At 38.4% G+C, this 25725-nt stretch carries 24 protein-coding genes; all 24 read left to right on the top strand.

The features are described 5' to 3' along the window. The first annotated feature begins 572 nt into the window (after positions 1-572). The 24 genes from ICV32_RS01630 to ICV32_RS01745 all read left to right on the top strand — a co-directional run bounded on the left by ICV32_RS01630 (position 573) and on the right by ICV32_RS01745 (position 25696). Positions 573-1988 (top strand): hypothetical protein, encoded by a 1416-nt coding sequence (locus ICV32_RS01630; RefSeq protein ID WP_215371378.1) that lies wholly within the window; start codon positions 573-575, stop codon positions 1986-1988. Between the two features lie 49 nt (positions 1989-2037). Further along, positions 2038-3210: a hypothetical protein gene (locus ICV32_RS01635; protein WP_215371380.1), complete on the top strand. Its 1173-nt coding sequence runs from the start codon at positions 2038-2040 to the stop codon at positions 3208-3210. A gap of 789 nt (positions 3211-3999) precedes the next feature. Next, positions 4000-4530: an HAD hydrolase family protein gene (locus ICV32_RS01640; protein WP_215371382.1), complete on the top strand. Its 531-nt coding sequence runs from the start codon at positions 4000-4002 to the stop codon at positions 4528-4530. Next, a complete protein-coding gene (locus ICV32_RS01645; RefSeq protein ID WP_215371384.1) occupies positions 4527-5693 on the top strand; it encodes a class II D-tagatose-bisphosphate aldolase non-catalytic subunit in 1167 nt (388 codons plus the stop codon). The genes ICV32_RS01640 and ICV32_RS01645 overlap by 4 nt, the downstream gene beginning before the upstream one ends. A 1-nt stretch (position 5694) precedes the next feature. Continuing rightward, the gene (locus tag ICV32_RS01650) at positions 5695-6519 is read left to right on the top strand and encodes a hypothetical protein (protein ID WP_215371386.1); all 825 of its coding nucleotides are present in this window, start codon (positions 5695-5697) and stop codon (positions 6517-6519) included. A 25-nt stretch (positions 6520-6544) separates the two neighbouring features. After that, entirely contained in the window at positions 6545-6889 is a 345-nt protein-coding gene (locus ICV32_RS01655; protein ID WP_215371389.1) for a cupin domain-containing protein, read from the top strand. Beyond that, positions 6889-8460, top strand: a complete 1572-nt coding sequence (locus ICV32_RS01660) for a phosphotransferase (RefSeq protein ID WP_215371391.1) — start codon at positions 6889-6891, stop codon at positions 8458-8460. Before ICV32_RS01655 ends, ICV32_RS01660 begins: the two co-directional genes overlap by 1 nt. Beyond that, the gene (locus tag ICV32_RS01665) at positions 8457-9599 is read left to right on the top strand and encodes a class I SAM-dependent methyltransferase (RefSeq protein WP_215371392.1); all 1143 of its coding nucleotides are present in this window, start codon (positions 8457-8459) and stop codon (positions 9597-9599) included. The genes ICV32_RS01660 and ICV32_RS01665 overlap by 4 nt, the downstream gene beginning before the upstream one ends. Positions 9600-9605: 6 nt before the next feature. Continuing rightward, positions 9606-10379, top strand: a complete 774-nt coding sequence (gene rfbF / locus ICV32_RS01670; protein ID WP_215371394.1) for a glucose-1-phosphate cytidylyltransferase — start codon at positions 9606-9608, stop codon at positions 10377-10379. Beyond that, the gene (gene rfbG, locus ICV32_RS01675; protein ID WP_215371396.1) at positions 10376-11458 is read left to right on the top strand and encodes a CDP-glucose 4,6-dehydratase; all 1083 of its coding nucleotides are present in this window, start codon (positions 10376-10378) and stop codon (positions 11456-11458) included. Before rfbF ends, rfbG begins: the two co-directional genes overlap by 4 nt. Positions 11459-11473: 15 nt before the next feature. Next, a complete protein-coding gene (rfbH, locus tag ICV32_RS01680) occupies positions 11474-12817 on the top strand; it encodes a lipopolysaccharide biosynthesis protein RfbH (RefSeq protein ID WP_215371397.1) in 1344 nt (447 codons plus the stop codon). After that, complete coding sequence (locus ICV32_RS01685; protein ID WP_251371957.1) at positions 12817-13881, top strand: NAD(P)-dependent oxidoreductase; 1065 nt, start codon at positions 12817-12819, stop codon at positions 13879-13881. Before rfbH ends, ICV32_RS01685 begins: the two co-directional genes overlap by 1 nt. After that, a complete protein-coding gene (locus tag ICV32_RS01690) occupies positions 13838-14647 on the top strand; it encodes a transketolase (protein WP_215371402.1) in 810 nt (269 codons plus the stop codon). The genes ICV32_RS01685 and ICV32_RS01690 overlap by 44 nt, the downstream gene beginning before the upstream one ends. Next, a complete protein-coding gene (locus ICV32_RS01695; protein WP_215371404.1) occupies positions 14640-15524 on the top strand; it encodes a transketolase family protein in 885 nt (294 codons plus the stop codon). The genes ICV32_RS01690 and ICV32_RS01695 overlap by 8 nt, the downstream gene beginning before the upstream one ends. 69 nt (positions 15525-15593) lie before the next feature. Continuing rightward, a complete protein-coding gene (locus tag ICV32_RS01700) occupies positions 15594-17600 on the top strand; it encodes an ABC transporter ATP-binding protein (RefSeq protein WP_215371406.1) in 2007 nt (668 codons plus the stop codon). Positions 17601-17737: 137 nt separating this feature from the next. Further along, entirely contained in the window at positions 17738-18694 is a 957-nt protein-coding gene (locus ICV32_RS01705) for an NAD-dependent epimerase/dehydratase family protein (protein WP_215371407.1), read from the top strand. Beyond that, entirely contained in the window at positions 18691-19545 is an 855-nt protein-coding gene (locus ICV32_RS01710) for an SDR family oxidoreductase (protein ID WP_215371409.1), read from the top strand. The genes ICV32_RS01705 and ICV32_RS01710 overlap by 4 nt, the downstream gene beginning before the upstream one ends. Continuing rightward, the gene (locus ICV32_RS01715; protein ID WP_215371411.1) at positions 19542-20552 is read left to right on the top strand and encodes a Gfo/Idh/MocA family protein; all 1011 of its coding nucleotides are present in this window, start codon (positions 19542-19544) and stop codon (positions 20550-20552) included. Before ICV32_RS01710 ends, ICV32_RS01715 begins: the two co-directional genes overlap by 4 nt. Beyond that, positions 20536-21519, top strand: a complete 984-nt coding sequence (locus ICV32_RS01720) for a GHMP kinase (RefSeq protein ID WP_215371413.1) — start codon at positions 20536-20538, stop codon at positions 21517-21519. Before ICV32_RS01715 ends, ICV32_RS01720 begins: the two co-directional genes overlap by 17 nt. Further along, a complete protein-coding gene (locus tag ICV32_RS01725) occupies positions 21519-22232 on the top strand; it encodes a nucleotidyltransferase family protein (RefSeq protein WP_215371415.1) in 714 nt (237 codons plus the stop codon). The genes ICV32_RS01720 and ICV32_RS01725 overlap by 1 nt, the downstream gene beginning before the upstream one ends. Next, complete coding sequence (locus tag ICV32_RS01730) at positions 22229-22828, top strand: SIS domain-containing protein (protein WP_215371416.1); 600 nt, start codon at positions 22229-22231, stop codon at positions 22826-22828. The genes ICV32_RS01725 and ICV32_RS01730 overlap by 4 nt, the downstream gene beginning before the upstream one ends. Positions 22829-22845: 17 nt before the next feature. After that, positions 22846-23373 (top strand): HAD-IIIA family hydrolase, encoded by a 528-nt coding sequence (locus ICV32_RS01735; protein ID WP_215371418.1) that lies wholly within the window; start codon positions 22846-22848, stop codon positions 23371-23373. Further along, positions 23374-24090, top strand: coding sequence for a transaldolase (locus ICV32_RS01740; RefSeq protein WP_215371420.1), 717 nt, complete (start codon positions 23374-23376; stop codon positions 24088-24090). It begins immediately after the preceding gene. A gap of 427 nt (positions 24091-24517) precedes the next feature. Then, positions 24518-25696, top strand: a complete 1179-nt coding sequence (locus tag ICV32_RS01745; RefSeq protein ID WP_215371422.1) for a hypothetical protein — start codon at positions 24518-24520, stop codon at positions 25694-25696. Positions 25697-25725: the final 29 nt, after the last annotated feature.

Raw genomic sequence — 25725 nt, forward strand, 5'->3', positions numbered from 1 at the left:
ATTGATTCCGATGGGAATAGCACTTAACTTGGGCGAATCGTGACCCTTATTTTGGGCTTACCACCGCACCCGATGTGGATGGTCAAGAATTAAATCCAAATCACTACCAAGGGTTGCTCTACTAATTGTCGTATCGTTATCGCCGCTCACTAAAATGAATGGCCGTTGAATCTGCGGAAGAACTACTTGTGAGAAGTAAATACGCCATTTGGATTGAATATAATTGGCAGCAAATTAACCAGATGGTTTGCTATTGGAGTTGATTCGATTAGCGATGCGATCTACATAAGTTGTGTCCATCTGAGCAATAATTGGATCGTGGGGTGAAGATCACAGGCAAACAGAATTGACCAACTATTAACAATTTGGGCGTTCAGTATCCCAAAGTCAAATACATCTTGCAGTAGGATTTTGCTAGTCGTTTTGCGACGGTCAAAACGCTCGAGGAAAATTCCGAGCCAGCGGTAAATGAAACGACCGAACATAGGTAAATAAAGGTAATTTAATGGTAACTTATGCTAGTGTTTAAAAAGATAGCAACTCTATTGCGGATATTTAACTTAGGATAAATTTTGAATCAGCCGACAGACAAATTACAGAGCCCTTCGATAGATAATCTAAGGTGGGTTCTGATCATCTTAAGTTCAATCCTATTGGGAATTTGGGCAGTTAAAGAGACGATTGCCCTTCGTAATATTCTTTTAGTTGTTGGGACGCTTTTATCGCTTTATTACATCGCCCTTGAATTTCGCTATGAAAAACTAAAGGAAGATTTATCTCTTTGGAAGCTTCTACCACTGATCCTAATTGCCTGCAGTTTTCTTTGGGTCATTGTTCATTATTTCTTTTTTTCAGTTGATCCAATTGCGCAACTTGATGAGCTAAAAAGCACTTGGTTAAGAGCACTCTTGGCATTCATTGTGGGCCTGGGAGCTGGGCTAGCTTTACGCAATTACCCAAACCGCCTCAATCTGCTCTGGTTGGGTATATTGCTTGCCTTCTGCGTTCTGTATTACCAATATATTCCAAGAGCGCTAGCGCAAAACCAATTACTAGTTCCAGACTACGATCACTATTTATTCCATTTAAAGTTTAATGCCGTTCTAGCGGGCATGATATTCGTTGCAGGTATTGATGGTGCCCTTTTGGATCATTTTCGTGCAATCCATTATCAATGGAGTCATTTGAAGCTTTGGTATTTTCTTTATTGGTTGGTTGGTACCAGTATGGCGTTGTGGGCATTTGTATTTATTGTAAATGCTCGAAATGGCATTGGCTTATCAATAATTTTGTACAGCTTTTGGTTCATTTGTGTATTGATTTTCTTCATTCAAAGTCAGATGAGACGGCCTAATGTAAAAAGTCTTTTAGCGCTTTTATTTGCCGCTATCATTTTATGTCTTGTCGTGTATTTTGCGTTTTTGCAAACAAATATTAATAGTGGTTGGAATACTATTCTCAAGGATGCAAAAATTGCAGTTCAAATTGAACGATACCCACATTGGCAAAATCCTGCCATGGGCCTTCCCCAAGGAGAGGATGGGCACATTCCAGCAGATGCTAATTATGGGAGAATAGCTTGGGCTGTAGCCGGTTTGAGTAAAATTTTTGAAAATTGGTACGGTGTTGGTACGCTGGCCTACCCCTTGGGAAAACACCCTAACCCCCCCGTAAATATGCCGCTTGGTGAAAATGACCCTGGAATCGCCACCCATAGCGGTTGGATAGAATTAGGTTTAGCATTTGGTTTTCCAATTTTAGCCTTAATTTTTTCAGTATTGTTGCTGAGCTTCATAGAGGCTACTCGCAATGCCTATCCAGCGAGAATGACAGTGCTGGGTTTGGTAGTCTTGATTTTTTCTCTATATACCGTTGGCGAGGTAGCAATCCAACATGGTATCGAAATTTTGTATTACCTTTTGGCCTTCATTTCTGGCTTAATTTTTGTAAAACCAACGCAAGCTCCCATTAATAACTTACAGCCATAGATACCATTTATAATCTTCTAATATTTTCCATTAAAGCAAAAGGATGTGGGTGAACAATCATTTCAACGCAAACGCACCGAGTCAAGTTGAAACTGAGATTTCACTCGTTGATATTTTTAAATTTATTCAAGAGACTTGGAAACTACTTCTTGGAGCTGGAATTGTAGGAGCGTTTCTGGGTCTGGGCGGCTCCTTAGCCTTTCCTAAATACACTGCGGGAATAATCTTGCAAAACAATGGTAGTTTCGACATTCGTTCCTGGCGCTCCATGGAAAACCTTTTTCCCATTTTAGCGGCTGAGATGCTTAATAGGAAGGTAGTGCCTGAAAATCAAGTCGCTATCTTCAAAAGAATCAGTAGTCCCACTTGGTTTAAACAAAACGTTCGCGTTAACTATTTATTAAGTAAAACTGATGGCAAGGAATTGCCGGTCTCAAGTAAAAATCTCGAAAGCGTTTCGGATACGATCCAATCTTTTGTCATTACTTCAACCGCTTCATCCGAGGCAAAAGCGCTCAACGAAGCTAGTGAAGTGACTCGGTTTATTAGCAATGGTGCGACCTACATCGCCATTAAGGATCTATTATTAGGTTTCGAGAGAAAGTCCGTTCTAGATCAAGCTTCTGTTCAGGCACAGATCTCGGCTACCGAGATCGAGATCGCCTACTTGAGCGAGCGTGCCAAGAACCTGGAGTTATTGCAAAAGAGCTATCCCAACTCCACCAGCGTCATCCAGCAACTGGTCGACCCCAAGGACTCAGGTGCGAAGTATCTGCCGCTGACCACCCAAATTATTGCGATCAAAAGCGACATCATCGCAAAAAATCAGGCCCTTAAGCATCTAAATGACGAGCTCAGTGAAATCAAAATCTATCAGGCCTTCTTAGATGAGATATCACCGCAATTAACCAACCGCTTCGACGGCATCGCTATGCTCAAGATCCTCATGGCTAGCGAAGAAAACCTGCGTGCTAAGTCTGCGCCTGAGGACATCAAGGCGTTCAAAGTCCTTGATGGTATCCAACTCCAATTAAAAATCATCAAGGTGAAATTTGGCAATAGCCTGTATGTTAATAATTCCTCATCTGTTAATAAGTCCGGTAATACTTTGAAGAACATTGTTGGGGGATCTTTCATTACTGGCTTTTTGATGCTTGCGTTTCTATTGGGCAATAGAGCCTTAAGAGCGCTGGAAAATCTGCTACCAACGGCTAAAGTTTAAGGCTTTTCCCCATTTTAAAATTAATAATGAGTGGTAAATTGAGTCGTGATTCTTTAATAATGGCGACTTGATTTGATGGTACGACAGGGTGTAACATACATTCCGCCCCAGGTCTTCATGCTTACGTGTGGCCTACAAGGGTACAAACTGCAAAAGAGGCTGTCCACTCAATGAACAAATTATAGTTTCTGATATTATTTAATTAATTGGATTAAGCCTTGAGCGAGAAAAGTCTATGCCCACCGCCGACGGCAATCACTATATTCATCTTCAACCCCTGAGCCTGATTGGGGCTTGTCCCATCATGATCCAGCACCAACTAGCCAATGCTTTAAGCATGAGTCCGGGAAAGATTAATTGCAGCCTTAAAATCGGAAAGGAAAAGGGCCTCGTAAAGTGGGATAGCTTTATCCAAAACGTCAACAAGCAGGCGTGCCCGCTTATCCCGACCCCCTCCCAAGGTGCAGTCTACAAACTTAACACCTTCTTCTTGCAGTGTAAAGAGACCAAATACATTTCAACGGTACTAATTATGGCGAGTGTCTTGGTTTTGATACATATTCGCCTGGGCAGATTATCGCCTAGGCGAAGAGCGAAGAGAACATCCCATTCGAAGGAATGGTCTCAATCCCTTGAGCGGTCGGTTTGTCGTCAGCGACCCAAAGGCAGGGGAAGAGCGCTGCGAAGAAATTTGAATTTCCAGGGGTGCGGTGTTACCACATCGGGGATTGAGTATCGGCAAACTCATTACCGCTCTTTATCGATATCAGAAATTAATGGTTTCAATTAATGTTAATAAAGAAACCAAAGTATTTTATTTTAGATGTCGATGGCGTAATGACCACTGGCCATTTTCTTTATACCTCCAAGGGTAAGGTAATGAAGATTTTTGGCCCAGATGATAACGATGGCCTCTCTTTATTAAAAAATGATCTTGAAATTTGCTTTGTTACTGGAGATAAAAAAGGATTTTCAATCTCTCACAAGCGAATTGTTGATGATATGAAATTCCCATTAGAAATTGTGAGTACGATTCGCCGAATTGATTGGATCAAAGAGCGTTATGCTCTTGAGGACGTGATTTATATGGGAGATGGCATCTTCGATCACTATGTTATGCGTGAGGTCGGGTACGCAATCTCACCAGCCAATGGAGATAAATTAGCAAAGGAGCACGCTGATTTCGTAACAGAAAGGTCTGGTGGCGACAGGGCCGTTGCAGAGGCTTGCCTCCATATTATGGAGAAATTTTTTACTCCATATAATCCCCAAGTCCTACCCGATTCTCAAAATAAAGTCTCTGGGGAGTGGACCGTATGATTCAACAAAGACTAAAAACGTTTTTAAATAAAAATAAATGTACCTTATTGGGCGTGGGTCCAATGAGCCTGAATTGTGTAGACGCAGCAGTAGAACTTGCCAATGAGTATGAGGCGCCACTATTGCTAATTGCTAGTCGTCGTCAGATTGATTCTGAAGAGTTTGATGGTGGTTATGTCAATAATTGGACTACTCAAGAGTTTGCAAGATATGTTATTGACAACGACCAAAAAGGAAAAATCTTACTGGCACGTGATCATGGTGGCCCATGGCAGAGCACTAAAGAAGTAGACGAGAATTTAAGTCTACGCAGAGCAATGGATTCAGCAAAATTGTCTTATCTTAGAGACTTAGAGGCAGGCTTCCAAGTCCTTCACATTGACCCTAGCGTTGATATTCACTGCAAACCAAATGTAGATGAAATTTTGGACCGGGTGTTTGATTTATACGATTATTGCTGGACTCATGCCCAGCGCTTGGGTCGTGAAGTGATTTTTGAAGTGGGAACCGAAGAGCAAAGTGGCAGAACTAATACACAAGAAGAGCTTAACTATACGCTTAGTGAGATAATTAAATTTTGCAAAAAAAATAATATTCCTCAGCCGTCATTTGTAGTCATCCAAACGGGCACAAGGGTAATGGAAACACGTAATGTGGGTTCATTTGATACGCCATTGAGGGTTATTAATGAGCTGCCTGCTGAGATTCAGGTTCCTAAGATGATTGAAATTTGCAATCATTATGGAATAATGATGAAAGAGCACAACACTGACTACTTGTCAGATGAAGCCTTGCAATGGCATCCTAGACTGGGCATTCATGCTGCTAATGTCGCTCCTGAATTTGGTGTGGCCGAAACCTTAGCTTTGCTAGATATTTTAGAAAGAAACAGTTTGCAGAGTTTAGCAGATGACTTCTTAAAGCTTTCTTATGATTCCAAGAAGTGGGAAAAGTGGATGTTAGATGAAACCACAGCAAGCGACCGAGATAGATCTATTATTTCTGGGCACTATGTATTTTCTATGCAAGAATGCGATGAAATCAAAGCAATAGCAAGAAAAGATTTAGTAAAAAAACAGATCGATCTTGATTTCTATTTAAAAAATCAAGTCAAGAGAAGTATTTTCCGATATATGAAAAATTTCAGAATAGCGGGAGGTTAAATTGGCACGCGTTGCGACAATTATCTTAAATAGAAATCTACCGGAGGTAACAGAGCGATTATGTGAGCATCTCAAAAAGTTTGATAATGATATGACTGATATTTTTATCGTTGAGGCGGGCTCTGATGCATCTAAGTTAAGTAAGAACTGTACTTGGCACGCTAGTTGGAATGATGCTATCAAGTATGGGCTACGCTATGGTCGAGGCATGAATTTCGGTTTGAGTCAACTTTGGAAAGAAAATAGATTTAAGATTTACGATGCATTTTTTTTGCTTACCAATGATACTGAACTTGGACAAATGCCAACGATAGCCCCGCTGATGAATATCATGGACGAGCATCCTAAACTAGGAATTCTATCACCCTGTTCTGAGCTCTGGGGTGAGAAATTGTTATTAGAAAAGGAGTCAACCAAATATTTTTGGTTTATCCATAATAACTCCCTTTTGTTACGTAGGGAATTTATAGAATCGGTATGTAATATTAATAAACCAGACTTTATGAATTTTTTATTTGACGGTGAAAATTTCAGAGGGTATTTGAGTGAATCCGAATTAATTGCCAAAGCCTACGCAAATGATTGGGCTGCTGCCATCACTTCAGCAGTCTGGGCGGGCGAGAATGAGTCATATTTAATCAACCAGGCAGATCTTATCAAGACCGAAGATTATCAAGAAAATCTCCGACTGTATGTTTCTGAGGGTAAACAATGGCTTCGTAACAAATATGGATTTAACAGTCGCTGGTCTATGCAGCAATATGTCAAATTTTTTTACGATAAGTTTTTTGAGTTTCATCCCGAATATGGCGCTTACAAAATTTAATACTTAAATTATTCAAGAATTGAAAATGCAGATTATCGAAAAGCCCTGGGGGCGAGAAGAAGTTGTTGAGATTAATGATAAATACATGGTCAAGAAATTAACTATGTGGGCTGGTCATCGCTGTAGTTTGCAATATCATAATCGCAAAAAAGAAACGATCTACGTACTCTCAGGAGTTTTGAAGATTATTCAAGGGCAAACACAAGATGCGCTGATTGAAAAGCTTTACTATGCAGGTGACACTATTACCATTCCGCCCGGACTGATTCATCGCATGGAAGGTATAGAGGATAGTGTGTATTTAGAGGCATCAACTCCCGAGATGGATGATGTTATTAGATTGGTGGATGATTACCAACGGGCTCAGTAATGAGTTACAAGGTATGCATCCCCACTGCAGGAACTGGCTCAAGATTGGGAGAGCTAACTCGTTACCTTAACAAATCCTTAGTAGGTATAGCTAATCGCCCTATAATTTGCCATTTATTAGAGCAGTTTCCCGCTGATGCAAAATTTGTTATTGCACTAGGCTATAAAGGAAACCTTGTGCAAGAATTTTTGGAACTTGCATATCCAGATCGCCATTTTGATTATGCACATGTTGTTCCCTTTGAGGGAGAAGGTTCAGGCTTGGGATTAAGTTTGCTTGCATGTAAGCAGCATCTTCAGGAACCCTTTGTTTTTATTTCTTGCGATACTTTGGTAGATGAGTTTATTCCTCCGCCAGATAAGAATTGGATGGGCTATGCCGAGGTGCAAGATCTTGATCACTACAGAACTTTAGAAGTTGCATATGATCGGGTTATTGAGATCTGCGAGAAAGGGGCGGGTAAGTTTACGGGCTACAAACCTTATATTGGACTAGCGGGGATCGCTAATCATGAGGCATTTTGGATGGCAATGGAGTCTGGCGGCCCTAAAGCAATTCAGGCTGGAGAGGCACATGGTTTGCGTGCATTATTGTCAAACGGTATTGAGGCTAAATCTTTTACATGGCATGACACTGGAAATGTTGATGCCTTAATCAGAGCCAGAGAGTTTTATTGTGATCCAGATGAGCCAAATATTCTAGAGAAGGCGAATGAAGCCATTTGGTTTGTAGGTAACCATGCGATTAAATTTTCCAACGATAAGGAATTTATATCTAATAGAGTAGAGCGTGCAAAAGAGTTGGAAGGATTTGTACCTAGCATCACTGGAAGTGGTGTGAATATGTATCGCTATGTCAAGGCAGAGGGCAGAATATTTTCTGATGTAGTTAATTTGCCTTTATTTAAAAGTTTGCTAGATCATTCCGCGCAGTTTTGGAGGCTGGAAGCTCTCAATGCAAAAGATAAGCTTTCTTTTAAAGAGAAATGCTTATGGTTTTATCGGGATAAAACTTATGAACGCGTAAAATTATTCTACAAGAATTTCTCTAGGGAGGATGGTGCAGAGAAAATTAACGGTCTGAGCATGCCTTTGCTAAAAGATTTATTGGATTCCATAGATTGGGATTGGTTGGCAGATGGTTTGGCGGGAAGATTTCATGGTGATTTTCACTTTGAAAATATACTTTTGACATCATCAGATCGAAAATTTATTTTTTTAGATTGGCGTCAGGATTTTGGTGGAGATATATCGACTGGCGATATTTATTATGATTTCGCCAAGCTTTTGCATGGATTAATAGTTAATCATGAATTGATTGTAGGTAATTACTATAGTATTAATTGGAATGATGATGTAATTAACTATGACTTTAATCGCAAACAAATCCTAGTTGATTGCGAAAAATATTTTGAAATATGGATTAAAGATCGCGGATATGATCAGAAAAAAGTTTTAACTCTTACGGCTCTAATATATTTAAATATAGCTGCCTTGCATCATTACCCCTATGGGCTTTTGTTATATGCGCTTGGAAAATCGATATTAAAAAAGCAATTGGAATCAAAATGAATCTAATTAATAGAGATTTTGACCCTATCACTATGCAGCACGATTTGGAATTGTTGCACTCTTTTCCAAATTTTCCGGTGTTTATGGGGTGCTCTTCCAAAGATGAATCTTCTGATTTAATGGCGGATATGAATTGGTTCATATCAAAAAGCTCCGGATTGATTCAATTGAATCCCTTAATCCCAGCTAATGTACTTTATAAGAATCAACATGGTTCAGGATGCGTTGGTGCAATTTGGCTCCAACATCATCAAGCCTTTGCTGAGTTCGTGGAAAAATTCTCCCCTAACAACATTCTTGAGATCGGGGGTGGACATGGAATTTTGAGTAGAGAATTTAAAAAGATTCCTCATGCAAGTTGGGTAATTCTTGAGCCGAATCCCGATCCTGCGGAAGGTGTGGATGCTCGATATATCAAAGGCTTTTTTGACGAAAATTTTTCGTTAGAAGACCCAGTTGATGCTATAGTTCATTCTCATGTTTTTGAGCATATCTACTATCCAGATCAATTTATTAAAAATTTAGGTAAATTCCTTACCACTGGTAAGCGATTGATATTTAGCATTCCTAATATGAAAGTTATGCTCAATAGAAAATATAATAATTGTCTAAATTTTGAGCATACAATTTTTCTTACTGAACCTTATGTAGAGTATTTACTAGGTAAGTATGGCTTTGAATTAGTTGAAAAAAAATATTTTTTAGATGATCATAGTATTTTTTACTCCTATCAAAAAATTGACTCATTTATTTTGAAGGCTTTACCACCCAATTTGTATCAAATTAATAAAGAAATATTCCTAAATTACATAACCCACTATAAGAATTTGGTAGATACTATAAATTCAAAGTTAGATTTAGTAGGTAAGCGGAAAGAAATTTTTATTTTTGGCGCACATATTTTTACGCAGTATTTAATTGAGTTTGGTTTAAATGTTTCTAAAATTACCGGAATTCTAGATAACGATAAGAATAAGCAAGGTAAAAGGCTTTACGGTACTAAATTGATGGTTTTTTCGCCTGAGGTGCTCAAGAATTTTGATCTTCCATTTGTAATTCTAAAGGCTGGTGCATACAGCTCAGAAATTAAAGATCAGATTCTTAAGCAGATTAATCACAATACATTGTTTCTTGAGTAGGATACTATGAAAGCAGTTATTCTTGCCGGTGGGCTTGGTACGCGAATATCTGAAGAGAGTGTAATGCGTCCAAAACCCATGATTGAGGTTGGTGGAAAACCCATTCTCTGGCACATCATGAAAATTTATTCCCATCATGGAATCAATGATTTTATTATTTGCTGTGGGTATAAAGGGTATATGATTAAAGAGTACTTTGCTAACTATTTCTTGCATACCTCAGACATCACTTTTGATATGCAGAAAAATAGTATGGAGGTTCATGAACAATTTGCAGAACCCTGGAAAGTAACACTCGTAGATACTGGTGAGGAAACAAAGACTGGTGGCCGACTAAAGCGAGTTGGCCAATACATCAAGGATGAAGAGGCCTTTTGCTTTACATATGGCGATGGTATTTCAGATATTAATATTAAAAATTTAGTTACGTTTCACCAGCAGCAAAGTGCCCAGGCAACATTGACGGCCGTGTATCCCCCAGGGCGTTTTGGCGCATTGGATATTAATGATCATAAAGTGACCTCATTCAAAGAAAAGCCGAAAGGTGATGGTGGAATGATTAATGGTGGTTTTTTTGTGTTGTCTCCTTCAGTTTTATCTCTGTTGAAAGATGACTCTACCGTATGGGAGCAAGAGCCATTAGAGACATTAGCTAGAACTAATGAGATGGCAGCTTATGCTCACTTAGGTTTTTGGCACCCGATGGATACCCTTCGGGATAAAAATTATCTTGAAGAGCTTTGGTCCTCCGGCTTAGCACCTTGGAAAGTTTGGCCGTGAAATTTTCTTCTGTCACCCCAACTTTTTGGGCGGATAAAAAGGTCTTCTTGACAGGTCATACAGGTTTTAAAGGTGGGTGGTTATCTTTGTGGTTGACTTCTATGGGAGCAAAAGTGGTTGGCTTTGCTTTAGAGCCAAATACTCAGCCTAATTTATTTGAAGTGTTGAAAGTATCTAGTCTAATTGAGAAATCTCATATTGGTGATGTTCAAGATTTTGAGTATTTGAACCAATCAATGTTCTCGGCTCAACCAGATGTGTTAATTCATATGGCTGCTCAACCATTGGTAAGATATTCATATTCAAATCCAGTTGAGACCTATGCAACTAATGTTATGGGGACAGTGCATGTATTAGAGGCGTCCCGTCAAATTAGCAGCTTAAAGGCAACCGTTATTGTAACTACTGATAAGTGTTACGAAAATAAAGAGTGGGAGTGGGGATACCGTGAAAATGATCCTATGGGTGGTTACGACCCCTACAGTAATAGTAAGGGTTGCGCAGAATTAGTAACCGCAGCTTATCGCCAATCATTTTTTTCTCAGGATAAATGGATAAAACATCAAAATGCTGTTGCGTCTGCTCGAGCTGGTAATGTAATTGGTGGGGGAGATTGGTCTAAAGACAGATTAATTCCAGATGCTATCAAAGCTTTCGAGGCACGACAAACACTAAAAATTCGCAACCCGCTAGCGACCAGACCTTGGCAACATGTTTTGGAGCCTCTATCTGGATATTTGATTTTAGCTCAGGCGCTTTATGAGCGAGGAATGATCTATGCATCTCCTTGGAATTTTGGACCGCAAGATGAAGATGTCCGATCGGTTCAAGAGGTAATTAATTTATTGATTAAACAATGGGGATGTGCTAGTTGGGAAAAAGAAGGTGAGGAACAGCCTCATGAAGCAAATTTTCTTAAGTTGGATTGCTCTAAAGCTAGGCAACATTTGGCTTGGGTACCTAAATGGAATTTAGAAACAGCAATTAAAAAAAGTGTAGATTGGCAAAGAGCTTTTCAAGAAAAGAAAGATATGCAAGAAATTAGTCTTTCTCAAATTAAGCAGTATATGAATAACTAGGAGTTTGTAATTGATATGAATGTGCAAACAATTGATGAGAAAAAGAGGCAACAGGAAAAAATACGTCAGCAAATTGCAGTATTAGTTGATGAATATGCTGCAATTGAGTTTGCGCAAAGATCATTTGTTCCCGGGAAAACTGTTGTGCCGCCATCTGGCAAAGTAATTGGGGCTCAAGAGTTGAAAAATATGATTGATGCCTCTTTAGATGGTTGGCTTACAGCAGGTCGTTTTAATGACTTATTTGAAAAAAAATTAGCTGAATTTATTGGCGTTAAACATGTTATTACGGTTAATTCAGGCTCTTCTGCAAATTTAGTCGCATTTTCAACATTGACCTCGCCTAAATTAGGTGAGCGTGCTATCAAGCGTGGTGATGAAGTGATTGGCGTTGCAGCTGGTTTTCCAACAACAGTCAATCCGATAATTCAATTTGGCGCTATACCTGTTTTTGTGGATATCGATCCCCTAACGCTCAACATTGATGTCAAAAAAATTGAGGCAGCGATTGGCCAAAAAACAAAAGCTATCATGTTGGCGCACTCTTTAGGAAATCCTTTTAACTTGGATGTAGTGACTGATTTGTGTAAAAAGTACAACCTTTGGTTGGTAGAGGATTGCTGTGATGCTTTAGGATCTACCTATAAGGATCGTATGGTTGGCACATTTGGGGATATTGCAACCTTGAGCTTTTATCCCGCTCATCATATCACCATGGGGGAAGGTGGAGCAGTATTTACAAATAATTATGAGTTAAAGCAGATTGCTGAGAGTTTTCGCGATTGGGGTCGTGATTGTTATTGTCCTCCTGGAACAGATAATACCTGTGGTAAAAGATTTTGCTGGAAGCTAGGAAATTTGCCTGAAGGATACGATCATAAATATACCTACAGTCATTTGGGTTATAACTTAAAAATCACAGATATGCAAGCTGCTTGTGCTGTTGCACAGTTAGAAAAGGCTCCTGAATTTATTCAAAAGCGTAAAAACAACTTCAAATTTTTAAATCAGCGCTTAAAATCATGTGAAGATTATTTACAATTGCCTGTCTGTACGGAAGACTCTAATCCATCCTGGTTTGGTTTTCCAATTACGCTAAAAAAGAAATCACCCGTGTCAAGATTGGATTTAACTACATATCTTGATCAAAATAAGATTGGCACGCGTTTATTATTTGCAGGTAATTTAATTCGTCAGCCATATATGGTTAATGTAAAGTATCGAGTGAGTGGTGCCTTAACTCACACAGATAATGTTATGAGTAATACCTTTTGGATTGGTGTACAGCCCGCACTCACAGAAGAAATACTCGACTTTGTTGCGACTAAAATTGAAACATATTTAGGTGTAAATTTTTGATGTATCTTTGCCCGGAAGAGGATCTTGAAGCTATTTCTGATGGAATGAAGTTAGATCTTGAGAAACTTCGTAACAAAAAAATATTTTTAACCGGGGCAACAGGGTTTATAGGTAAAAACCTAGTTGAATGCCTTTTATGGATTAATGAAAAAAACAGCCTCAATATAGAAATATTGGCTATCTCAAGAGATTGTGAAAAGTTTTACCGAAATTATCCGCACTTTAAGAAGCACACCCAGTTCAAACTTTATCAAAGTGACGTATGTGATAACTTGTGTAATTTACCAATCAAAAGAATTGATTTTGTAATCCATGCCGCTACAGATGTGTTGCAACAATTCGATCCTATGCAAATTCTCAGAACTAGTTTGGATGGCACTTCAAATGTATTATCTTATTCTATTGAGTTAGGTTGTGAACGCTTTTTGTTGCTTAGTTCTGGCGCAGTATATGGCAAGTCACCCAACGCTAATGTCAAATTTTCGGAGTCGTATATTGGTGGAGCTGATCTTGTATCTCCAAAATCAGCTTACGCGTTAGGAAAGCAGTTATCAGAATGGTTGACCCAACAAGTTAGTAGCCTGAGTATCAAGGTAAAAATTGCAAGATGTTTTGCATTCGTCGGGCCTTATTTGCCGCTAAACCAACATTTCGCTATTGGTAACTTTATCGAGGCGTCTCTTCAAGGTCATACTATTGAAATTAGGGGTGATGGAACGCCATTGCGTACGTATATGTATACCTCGGATTTATGCATTTGTTTGTTGAAAATACTTTTATCAGATAATTCAAATAATGTATTTAATGTAGGAGGCGATGAAGTAGTTTCAATTAGGAAGTTAGCTAATATTGTCAAAGACACACTTAATTCTGATGTCTGTATAAATATTCATCAGGTTAATAATAAAACTATTGACTCATATATTCCTGATATCAATAGAATTAAGCAAGCTTTACACGTAATACCTAAGATTAATTTGCGTGATGCAATTCGAAAAACTGCTGATTGGAATTTGAGATATGAAAATATCAAGCAAAGAGCTGTCAAAAAATATTCGAATTAATGCGCTAAAGATGGTTACTAAGGCAAACGCATCCCACATAGGAAGCGCCTTATCAATCGCCGATATCGTTGGCGTCCTGTATGCTGATGTTCTAAAAATTTTTCCTCGAAATCCAAAAAACCCCTGTAGGGATAGATTAATTCTTAGTAAGGGACACGCTTGCGTGACTATCTACGCTGCATTAGCTGAAATGAAATTTTTCCCCAAAAAAAATTTAGAAACTTATGGTGATGATTTTTCGCTAATGATGAATCATATTAGTCACAAAGTTCCAGGGGTTGAATTTTCCTCGGGTTCTCTTGGGCATGGTTTGCCCTTTGGTGTTGGTAAAGCGCTTTATGCTAAGCGTCGGAATCTATGTTGGCGTGTTTTTGTGATTTTAAGTGATGGCGAGTTAAATGAGGGAAGTAATTGGGAGGCTCTAATGTTTGCATCTCATCATCAATTATGTAATTTAACAGTTATTGTCGACTACAATAAACTTCAAAGTTTAACGAGTATAGATAAGACGCTTGCCTTAGAACCACTTTCAGAAAAATTTAGATCATTTGGGGCTGATGTAGTTGAGTTGAATGGACATGATCATGTTATGTTGTCTCAGGTACTGAAAGTTTCCGGTATTAATAGACCTAAAGTGATCATTGCGCATACCATTAAAGGTAAGGGTGTAAGTTTTATGGAGAATCAGGTGTTATGGCATTATCGCAGTCCCAATAATGATGAGCTTTTACAAGCCATCAAAGAGATTGAGTCAGAGAATGCGTAAAGCCTTCATTGATGAGTTAATAAAGATTGCTAAGGTCAATCGGAATATTGTCTTGATAGTTGGGGATTTGGGATTCTCAGTTGTTGAGCCCTTTCAGGAGCAATTTCCAGATCGATTTTTTAATGCTGGCGTAGCTGAGCAAAATATGATGAGTATGGCAGCAGGGTTGGCTTCAGAGGGTTGTCATGTCTTTATTTATTCGATTGCTAATTTTCCGACATTCAGGTGTGCTGAGCAAATTAGGAATGATGTTGCCTATCATCAGTTACCAGTTACTATTGTTGCTATAGGGGGTGGTTTAGCATATGGAAATTTGGGCTATTCGCATCATGCGGTACAAGATTATGCGTTAATGAGGTCTATGCCAAATATGCTTATATCAGCCCCCGGAGACCCAATGGAGGTACGTGCATGTCTGCGATATTTAACCGAATATCCTCAGCCCTCCTATTTAAGATTGGGCAAGGAAGGCGAGGCGTTTATGCATGATTCTTTACCAAATTTAGAGCCTGGTATTTGGAAAAAAATATCAAAAAATAACAAAACAGCTTCTAAAGCGATTATTACTACTGGAAATGGCCTGCAGATTGCAGCCGGTTGGCAAAAAGGCGGTCGATACCCTGATTTCGAATTGTATAGTCTACCGTTATGGGGTATGAGCTATAAAAAAGACCAACCCAAACAGATAGAGAAATTTGATCAAATTATGACCATTGAAGATCATTTATTAGATGCTGGGTTTGGTAGCTGGTTACTAGAGTCCTTAACTACGACCCCCCACTTGATGCAAAGAATTAGCATAAAAGCTCTTAACCCTATTGTTTGTGGGCTAGTTGCTAGTCAGTCTGCATTACAGTCGAAGGGTGGTCTTTCTTAGAGCCATTGCTCTATGGTAAAGGTCGCATATAACGAGTTTTATCATTTACAAGTCTTATGAAAATTTTTTGTGTTGATCTCAGTTGTGTTAAGAAATACACCAATCTCGCATTTTATCGTAATTCGAAGATCAAAAAATTTAAAAAATTCAGTATATGTTCCCTGTTGTAAATTTGCTGCAATAGATTTGATAAATTTAAAGGTAAATCATGCTTTGCAGTACTGTAAAATGGTTTGTTTTCTCAGGCTAGATTTAGATAGAGTTAAACCTATGTTGGATCTAAGTAACGGGCAGTCAGTTCAAGGCAGGCAATCTATATCAAGCCTACTAAAGCGCCTCTGGCATCAAATTAGCCGTCGACGTCGTTTGCAATTTGCGATATTAGTTCTGTTGATGATGCTTAGCTCCTTTGCAGAGGTTATTAGTATTGGAGCAGTATTGCCTTTTCTAGGCGTACTAACTGCGCCAGAGAGCGTTTTCAATACGCCTTCTTTACAACCCTTTATTCAGACTTTAAAAATCACTGAGCCTTCCGAGCTTTTGTTACCACTTACGATTAGCTTCGGAATGGCAGCATTGATAGCTGGTGCTATGCGTTTGCTATTATTATGGGCTAGTATCCGCTTGTCGTTTGCCACCGGTGCTGACCTGAGTATCAGCATTTATCGACGTACGCTTTATCAGCCTTATGCTGCACAGTGTGCCCGCAATAGTAGTGAAGTCATTAATGGCATAACCACTAAAACTAATTATGTTGCTGGAGTGGTGGCAAATGTAATCAGTATTATTACTTCAAGCATCATGCTTATTGCCATCCTAATCATCCTGTTATTGGTTAATCCTGTTATAGCGCTGGCATCATTCGGCGGATTTGGTGTGCTTTATCTATTAATAATTAAATTTTCCCGTAATCAATTGATGATTAATAGCCAGATCAATGCGCGTGAGTCAACTCTTGTTATTAAATCCCTGCAAGAGGGTCTGGGCGGTATTCGCGATGTTCTGATAGATGGAAGTCAAGCAACTTACTGCAAGATTTATGCTAAAGCTGACCATTCCTATCGACGTGCTCAAGGTAACATTGCGTTTATCAGTAATAGCCCTCGTTATGTAATGGAGGCCTTGGGAATGGTACTCTTGGCTACATTGGCTTATTTACTAATGTATCAAGATGAAGGTATCGCTAAGACTATTCCAATTCTTGGTGCTATGGCATTAGGCGCACAGCGATTGTTACCTGTCTTACAACAGGCATATAGTTCTTGGTCAGGTATACGCGGTAGCCAAGCTTCATTGCAAGACGCCCTAGAATTACTCGAGCAGCCTTTACCTGATTATGCTGATCTTCCAGCTGCCTACCCATTGCCTTTCATGCATAAGATCGTACTTAGGCAGATAAATTTTGCTTATTCCATGCTATCACCTTATGTGCTGAGGGGGGTAAATTTAACCATCCCTAAGGGAGGTCGCGTTGGTTTTATTGGTGTTACAGGCAGCGGTAAAAGTACACTGCTCGATATCATAATGGGCCTTTTGCAGCCGACAAATGGAGTAATTGAAGTAGATGGTTGCCCCATTACGCTCGGCAATCACCGACAATGGCAGGCTCAAATTGCCCATGTACCACAAGTTATCTTTTTGGCTGACTGCTCTGTTGCTGAAAATATTGCATTTGGCCTACCCAAGGAACACATAGATTTTGAACGTGTCATGTTTGCTGCACAACAGGCACAGATATCCGAGACTATTGAAAGCTGGCCTCAGAAATACCAGACTTTTGTCGGTGAGCGTGGAGTACGTCTATCGGGTGGCCAGCGTCAGCGAATAGGAATTGCACGTGCTTTATACAAGCAAGCAAATGTTATTATTTTTGACGAGGCAACCAGCGCCCTGGATAGCGAAACTGAGATGGCAGTCATGCAAGCAATCGAGGGCTTAAGCGCAAATCTTACCCTATTAATTATCGCTCATCGCATTACTACATTAAAAAATTGTACACAAATAGTAGAGATGAGTAGCGGCACTATCAAACGCGTAGGAACTTATCAGCAAATGATAAATCAGCTTACGACTTAGAGCAACTTAGACTAATCGGCAGTGTATGTTAAGGTTAAATTTAACCAAGAGTTAATTCTCATAATAGCCGCCTTACTATCTAATCCCTTAAAATAGTATCTTGTTAATTAACATTTTGCGTTAAACGGAATAGAACTATGAAATGCATGGTAACAGGATGCGCAGGTTTTATAGGGAGCTCACTCGTTGATCGACTTTTATTAGAGGGACACATAGTTTATGGTATTGATAATTTTTCCTCGGGACAGCGTCGTTTTTTAAATAACGCATTATTAAATAATTCATTTACTCTTTTTGAAGTTGATTTACTTAATCTTGACAAATTAAAAAATATTTTTAAAAATATCGATTTAGTATTTCACTTATCAGCAAATGCAGATGTTCGCTTTGGTACCAATCACCCGCGCAAGGACCTTGAGCAGAACACCATAGTAACCTATAATGTCTTAGAGGCTATGCGCTTCAATGGAGTCAAACAAATTGTTTTTTCTTCGACCGGTTCAGTATATGGCGAGTCGCCAGTTATTCCCACCCCTGAAAATGGACCATTTCCAATTCAAACCTCATTGTATGGAGCTTCTAAGGTTGCGTGTGAAGGATTAATAGCCGCATATTGTGAAGGTTTTGGTTTTCGATCTTGGATCTTTAGATTTGTTTCAATTCTAGGCGAACGTTATACGCATGGACATATTTTTGATTTTTATCGTAAGCTAAAAATAAACCCAACACGTTTGGAAGTGTTGGGTAATGGTAAGCAACGTAAGTCATATCTATATATTCAAGACTGTATTGATGCGATTTTATTAGCTACAGCTAAATCTAGTGATAAAGTGAATATTTTTAATTTAGGTGTTGACAGTTATGTTCAGGTAAACGATTCTATTAACTGGATTTGCAAGGAGTTGGGGGTTAGCCCGGCGCTTGATTATTCTGGTGGGGATCGGGGTTGGATAGGGGATAACCCATTTATCTTTTTGAATACAAATAAAATAAATGCACTTGGGTGGCGACCAAAAGTCTCTATCGAAGAGGGCATTATTAAGACAGTAAAATTTTTACGATCGAATGAATGGGTATTTGAGGCACGCTTATGAATTCACCGCTCGCCTTAATCACGGGCGCCTCCAGGGGACTTGGTGCACATCTAGCTTGTAGATTTTGGTATGCTGGTTGGAGCTTGATATTGGTGGCGAGAGACAAGAAGGCTCTTGTGGATAAATGTGCTTCATTCGAGAATAGATCTTTTCAGACTCTAGAGCTAGTATCATGTGATTTGGCTTCTAATGATCAAATCAAAAATTTTTCCTGTTCCATGAAAGAAAAATATCAGTCATTAGATCTTCTTGTTAATAACGCCGCAATTCAAGGTCCTATTGGATCTTTGCAGCAAAATGATTTTGATGAATGGATTGAAGCTCTACAAATTAATTTATTGGCACCGGTTTTACTCTGTAAAGAGCTTATTCCATTATTAAATCAGGCATTAAATCCCTCAATCATTAATCTCTCTGGCGGGGGTGCTACTGGGCCTAGGCCAGGATTTAGCTCTTACTCTTCGTCAAAAGCAGCTTTAGTAAGATTTAGCGAAACTATAGCTAATGAGTTAAGGCCTCAAAATATTAATGTGAATTGTATAGCTCCGGGCGCATTGAAAACCAATATGCTGGAAAAAATTTTGGCATCTCCTTTAAATGCAGGTGAACGTGAGTTAGAGTTAGCGAACAAAGTTTTTACCGATGGTGGCGCATGTATGGATAGAGTCGCAGATCTTATCCTCTTTTTGGCTGGTAATGCTGGCAGAGGTATTACAGGAAAACTAATAAGCGTAACTTGGGACAATTGGGAGGAATGGCCAAATCATATCTCTGAGCTTGATAATACCGATTTATTTACTTTACGAAGAATTGTTGGCCGTGATCGTAATATAGATTGGGGTGATAGGTGACAAAAAAAAATCATGTATTCGGAGTGGGTATTATTGGATGCGGATTAATAGGTCAAAAAAGAGCTAATGCATTAGGTTCTGGTGGCAAGTTAATCGCATGTGCCGATATTGCTATGGATAGGGCTTTATCTCTGGCCAATCGCTTCAAAGCTAAATCATTTAACGATTGGCGAGATTTAATTGCTTTGAATGAGGTTGATATCGTGATTATCTCTACATTGCACGACTCATTAGCAGAAATTACCCTAGCTGCAGTTAACTCTGGTAAAAACGTATTAGTGGAAAAGCCAGCCGCCCGAGCCAGTGCTGAGCTGGAGCCAATTTTTTTAGCATTGCAGGAAAGCAGCGCCAAGGTTCATGTAGGATTTAATCACCGATACCATCGGGCGTTAAGAAAATCCAAAGAGATTGTTATTTCTGGTGATTTAGGTGAACTAATGTTTATACGTGCACGCTATGGGCATGGCGCTCGTTTGGGTTATGACAAAGAGTGGCGTGCTGATCCTAAATTGTCGGGTGGAGGAGAACTAATTGATCAAGGACCTCATTTAATTGATCTGTCGCGGTGGTTTTTAGGTGACTTTTCTGAAATTGATGGTTTCGCTAACACCTTCTATTGGAATATGCCTGTAGATGACAATGGATTTATGTTGTTAAAGACACCAAAAAAGCAAGTAGCTTTTTTGCATGCCTCATGCACCGAATGGAAAAATCTTTTTTCAATGGAGATTTATGGTAAGGATGGAAAATTAGATATATCTGGATTGGGTGGAAGCTATGGGTTAGAGAAATTAACCTACTACAGAATGCTTCCTCAAATGGGCCCCCCTGAAACTGTGTCGTGGGAGTATCCAATGAGTGATAATTCATGGGCTTTAGAGATGGCAGAGTTTTATGAAGATATTCAGCTAGACCGTGACCCGGCTGCTGGGCTAAATGATGCTTATCAAGTCTTAAAAATAATTGAAAAAATTTACAAGGATTCTGGTTATGATCATTGTACGTAGCCCACTTCGCATCACCTTAGGGGGCGGGGGAACTGATTTAGCTTCCTATTATGAAGATCATGAAGGCTTTTTAATTGCAGCGGCGATTGATAAGTACGTCTATGTAACGATCACACGTCCTTTTACTGATGGGATTTATCTTAAATACAGTCAACTAGAACATGTAAAAAAAATTACAGATGTGCATCATCCGATTATTCGGGAAGCGTTGAGTATTATGGGATTTCGTACGCCCCAAGTAGAAATCACCACTCTTGCAGATATCCCCGCCGGAACGGGTCTTGGTTCATCAGGTAGCTTTACCACTGCATTAATAAAGGCCTTGTATGCCCATCGTAAACGCCATATTCATCAAGAAGAATTAGCTGAATTAGCTTGTCATATTGAGATTGATCGTCTTGGTGAGCCCATTGGTAAGCAAGATCAGTATGCTGCCTCAGTTGGCGGATTAACTTGCTTTACATTTCATAGGGATGGAAAAGTAACGGCCTCTCCCCTAAAAATTAGCATGGAAACCATATTTGATCTTGAGGACAATTTACTTCTATTTTTTACTGGTTTTTCAAGAAGTGCTAGCAAGATCTTAAAGGATCAAAAGTTAAAGTCGCAGCTAAATGATACTGATATGATAGCTAATTTACATTATGTAAAGAATTTGGGGTATAGAAGTAAAGCGGCATTAGAAGAGGGTGATACCGAGTTACTTGGAGAGCTCATGCATGAACATTGGGAGCATAAAAAGCGCCGCACAAGTGGGATGAGTAATTCCCAGATTGATGACTGGTATCAGCTAGCCATAAACAATGGCGCTATTGGTGGGAAATTAGTTGGGGCCGGAGGAGGCGGATTTTTGATGTTCATGGCAAAGGATCGAACTCAATTACGGAGGGCAATGACTGGTATCGGTTTAGAAGAAGTTCGCTTTAAATTTGATTTTGAAGGTACTAAAGTTATGATGTCATCCTAATGTTCCCAGTTGCAATATTAGCCGGTGGCCTAGCAACACGACTACGTCCTATTACTGAAACAATTCCAAAGTCACTTATTCCAGTTGCTGGTAAGCCTTTTATTTATCATCAACTTGATTATTTGCACCAACAAGGTATTAATTCGGTAGTTTTGTGCATTGGATATTTGGGTGAAATGATCCAAGAGGTTGTCGATGATGGCTCCCGTTGGGGTATGCAAGTTAGCTATTCACTAGATGGTCCAACACCCTTAGGAACGGGCGGTGCACTCAGACAAGCCTTGCCACTACTGGGCGAGTATTTTTTTATCTTATACGGAGACTCTTATTTGCCTATCGTTTTTTCAGATGTAGAAAAATTCTATCTAGCTAGTGGTAAGAAAGGACTAATGACTGTACTCAGAAATGAGAACCAGTGGGATAAAAGTAATGTGGAATATCATGCGGACCAAATTATTGAATACAACAAGAATACAATTCGATCTCAAATGAATTACATTGATTATGGCCTAGGAATTTTAAAAATTGACGCACTACAGGACTGCCCTGATGGGCAGTCATTTGATCTTTCAAAAATTTATAATAAACTATCATTAGCTGGTGAGCTTGCTGGCTACGAAGTTTTTGAAAGATTTTATGAAATTGGATCACACCAAGGAATAGTCGATACAGAAGCGTATTTATTAGGAAAAATAGTAAAGGGTAGTTTATGAGTTACGCAGAAAAACATTTGAATGAAGCGGTTGAGATTATTAAAAGGATGGATGTAAGAGCAATTGAAAAAATGGCAGATCTGATAGCTCAAGTAAAAATAGATAGTGGTCGAATCTTTTTTTTAGGTGTAGGCGGTAGTGCTGGAAATTGTTCACATGCCGTAAATGACTTTCGCAAGATTGTAGGTATTGAATCATATGCTCCCACTGATAACGTATCAGAGTTGACTGCACGCGCAAATGATGAGGGATGGGTTTCAATTTTTATTGAATGGCTTAAAGTCAGCAAACTTACCTCAAAAGATATGCTGTTTATTTTTTCAGTTGGCGGAGGAAATTTAGAAAAAAACATCAGTCCTAACTTAGTTGAGGCATTGAAGTATGGAAAATCAGTAGGCTCCAAAGTAATTGGGGTGGTTGGTCGGGATGGCGGCTATACTGCTCAAGTCGCAGATTCTTGTGTAGTTGTTCCAACTGTAAATACCGATAATGTAACACCACATTCAGAAGCTTTTCAGGCAGTGGTTTGGCACCTTTTGGTTTCTCATCCGAAGTTAAAAATACATCAAACTAAATGGGAATCTACGGCTAAGTAAGCTGTAGTATAAATTCATTGAAGCGCGCAGTTTTTTTAGATCGGGATGGAGTAATAAATCGTGCGATCGTACGTGATGGCAAGCCATATCCTCCAGCATCTTTACTGGATATGGAAATATTGCCAGGTGTTTACGAAGCTCTTCAAAAATTACACAATGCAAATTACTTATTGATAGTAGTGACTAATCAACCAGATGTGGCAAGAGGTATCGCAAAGAAACAGGATATTGAGTTAATGCATGCATATCTATCATCTAAATTACCAATAGATGTCTTTAAGACTTGCTATCATGATAATAAGGATAGATGTATCTGTAGAAAACCCTTGCCTGGGGCGTTGCTCGAGGCAGCTCAACAGTATGATATCAATTTGCCGACAAGTTTCATGGTTGGTGATCGTTGGCGTGATATTGAAGCAGGAGCATCGGCTGGATGTAAAACTTTTTTTATTGATTATAACTATGCTGAAAAAAAACCAAATAAGCCTGATTTTATTGTGTCATCTTTACTCGATGTAAAAAAAATGATCCTTGGAAAAGTTTGAATGAAGAAAATTGAAGATTTAAAAATAAAGATTTTTGCTGATGGAGCTGATAAAGAAGGAATGCTTGAGATGTATGAAAAGCCTTTTGTGAAGGGCTTGACTACTAATCCTACTTTGATGAAAAAGGCAGGCATTACTAATTATCGTGAATTTTGTAAAGACATTTTGGTTTATATAAAGGATAAGCCAATATCGTTTGAAGTATTTTCAGATAATTTTGCAGATATGGAGCGCCAAGCCTTAGAGATTGCGAGTTGGGGTGATAATGTATACGTTAAAATTCCAATTACAAACACAAAGCAAGAGAGTTGCCACGATTTAGTGAAAAAACTGTCAGCCCAAAAGGTTAAATTAAACGTGACAGCACTGATGACACTTGATCAGGTACGTGAGGTAATGGCCGCTCTTAATCCAAATATACCTAGTTATGTATCAGTATTTGCTGGCCGTATAGCTGACACTGGTTATGATCCTGTACCCCTAATGACTTCTGCTGTGGAAATATTAAAATCTTCAACTACAGTAGAGTTAATTTGGGCAAGCCCACGCGAATTACTAAATATATTTCAGGCTGATGAAATTGGATGTCACATAATCACAGTAACCAATGACATTATAAAGAAATTACCTCTGGTTGGATATGATTTAAATAAATATTCATTAGATACTGTAAAAATGTTTCATTCTGACGCACTGGCAGCTGGGTATGATTTATGAGTTTTTTTTTCAAATAAATTACCAAGGTTCAAATATTAATTGAGCTATTAAAGTTAAAAGGGCGCACCATGTACACTTCGAAAGTGATTAAATACTCGCAAATTATGCATATCAATGTTATATAAAAGAAGTTATACCAAATACATAATACGATATATTAAAATTAATTTACTAAGTTCAGATAAATAATTAATAAGGAATATCTGCTATTTTGATAGCAATTTTTAATAGTTTCAAAAGTTAGTCACAATATGATTATTTATAATAGTTTATGCAATAATCGGAATTAGATTTAAGAAAATATATTACAAAAATTCTTTTTTTTGAAGATATTCGAGTTAAAAATGAAGCATAAAGTAAATTTTATATTCAATCAATAAAATGAATCTTCTGAGTAAAAGTTACAACTCTACAATTATAGATTTATATGATCTTATTTTTTGATACTTTTATTATATCAAAAAACACAGATACCACGGCTGGATCACTTAATGATACCAGGCGCGAAAAAGTCTTACGAAGTTTTAGGAATAGAACAGCTGCATATCAATTTCAAGAGAAAATTAAGGTAGTTCAATATACACTTGCAAGTTATTCTATATTAAATTGGGATGAAGTTGTCATAAGGTTTGAGTGTGAAGATATAGATGATGTTGAAGAGTTTAAAGGATTCTGTAGCGAAATATTTCCCCGGGCCATGATATTAAATCAACGTTCTGATACAGCGCTGAAGTATCACACCGCTTTAATTGAACTTCATAAAAAATTCGGAAATTCATGGATTTTTTTCTCACCAAATAATGATCATCCCTATATTAATAAGCCTAATAAAATTGAAACATATTTACAGCTTGCTGAGGTTATGGAGAAAAAATACCCTGAAGCATCGATTTCAATTACTTACAGCCACTACACAGAATCACAAAATGATGTTGGAATGCAGTATCCACAATGGGGTTATTATGACGGGTTTTTTAAAAAAATTCTTTACGAAAATGATTTAGCCTATGTGGTAAAGTCAAATAAGGCATTGCTTGATTCAATTAAAATATATCGACTAGAATTTCTAATTAATATATTTTATAAAACCAATAATACGGGTCGTGTTATTCGTATCGAAGATACTGAATTTTATGGAGATAGGAAAATAAATGAAATTTCAATTGTCCCAAAGGAAGAACTCTGTAGACATTATGACTCATATGTTCATATAACCAAGGAAGTTCCTCCATTATTCATACCGCCCGGTTTTTTTGATAATGACATAAAAATACGTTACGGTTTCAAAAAATATGAAAAAGGATATGTAAATATTAATCCATTGGCGACAAATATTGGTGAGGGTGATGGGGAGTCTGACTTACTTTGTCTGTTGGAGGACGTTCCTTTTTTTTGGAATTCAAGAATAAGCACAATTGAGACTAATAATTCTCTTTTCCTACCAAATAGCAAAGAGCAAATTCCATATTATGTAACCCTTAGGAATCCTTGGCATACAAGACCTAACTGGCAAAATTTCTTGATTTCAATATTTCGATATGTAAGGTATAGAGCAATTGTTTCTTTTGCTTTAATTAAGAACTTTTACACTAAAATAACTCAATAATTTTAATTTCTTAATTAAATGTTATATTT

It is taken from the genome of Polynucleobacter sp. MWH-UH24A (genome assembly GCF_018687475.1).
Lineage (GTDB): Bacteria > Pseudomonadota > Gammaproteobacteria > Burkholderiales > Burkholderiaceae > Polynucleobacter.

What these genes read in the sequence shown, in the direction of transcription:
- rfbH (WP_215371397.1), top strand. Translation starts at nt 11,474, where the DNA reads ATGAATGTGCAAACAATTGATGAGAAAAAGAGGCAACAGGAAAAAATA.
- ICV32_RS01690 (WP_215371402.1), top strand. Translation starts at nt 13,838, where the DNA reads ATGAAAATATCAAGCAAAGAGCTGTCAAAAAATATTCGAATTAATGCG.
- rfbF (WP_215371394.1), top strand. Translation starts at nt 9,606, where the DNA reads ATGAAAGCAGTTATTCTTGCCGGTGGGCTTGGTACGCGAATATCTGAA.
- ICV32_RS01745 (WP_215371422.1), top strand. Translation starts at nt 24,518, where the DNA reads ATGATCTTATTTTTTGATACTTTTATTATATCAAAAAACACAGATACC.
- ICV32_RS01685 (WP_251371957.1), top strand. Translation starts at nt 12,817, where the DNA reads ATGTATCTTTGCCCGGAAGAGGATCTTGAAGCTATTTCTGATGGAATG.
- ICV32_RS01665 (WP_215371392.1), top strand. Translation starts at nt 8,457, where the DNA reads ATGAATCTAATTAATAGAGATTTTGACCCTATCACTATGCAGCACGAT.
- ICV32_RS01725 (WP_215371415.1), top strand. Translation starts at nt 21,519, where the DNA reads ATGTTCCCAGTTGCAATATTAGCCGGTGGCCTAGCAACACGACTACGT.
- ICV32_RS01730 (WP_215371416.1), top strand. Translation starts at nt 22,229, where the DNA reads ATGAGTTACGCAGAAAAACATTTGAATGAAGCGGTTGAGATTATTAAA.
- ICV32_RS01695 (WP_215371404.1), top strand. Translation starts at nt 14,640, where the DNA reads ATGCGTAAAGCCTTCATTGATGAGTTAATAAAGATTGCTAAGGTCAAT.
- ICV32_RS01640 (WP_215371382.1), top strand. Translation starts at nt 4,000, where the DNA reads ATGTTAATAAAGAAACCAAAGTATTTTATTTTAGATGTCGATGGCGTA.
- ICV32_RS01710 (WP_215371409.1), top strand. Translation starts at nt 18,691, where the DNA reads ATGAATTCACCGCTCGCCTTAATCACGGGCGCCTCCAGGGGACTTGGT.
- ICV32_RS01645 (WP_215371384.1), top strand. Translation starts at nt 4,527, where the DNA reads ATGATTCAACAAAGACTAAAAACGTTTTTAAATAAAAATAAATGTACC.
- ICV32_RS01740 (WP_215371420.1), top strand. Translation starts at nt 23,374, where the DNA reads ATGAAGAAAATTGAAGATTTAAAAATAAAGATTTTTGCTGATGGAGCT.
- ICV32_RS01720 (WP_215371413.1), top strand. Translation starts at nt 20,536, where the DNA reads ATGATCATTGTACGTAGCCCACTTCGCATCACCTTAGGGGGCGGGGGA.
- ICV32_RS01660 (WP_215371391.1), top strand. Translation starts at nt 6,889, where the DNA reads ATGAGTTACAAGGTATGCATCCCCACTGCAGGAACTGGCTCAAGATTG.
- ICV32_RS01705 (WP_215371407.1), top strand. Translation starts at nt 17,738, where the DNA reads ATGAAATGCATGGTAACAGGATGCGCAGGTTTTATAGGGAGCTCACTC.
- ICV32_RS01655 (WP_215371389.1), top strand. Translation starts at nt 6,545, where the DNA reads ATGCAGATTATCGAAAAGCCCTGGGGGCGAGAAGAAGTTGTTGAGATT.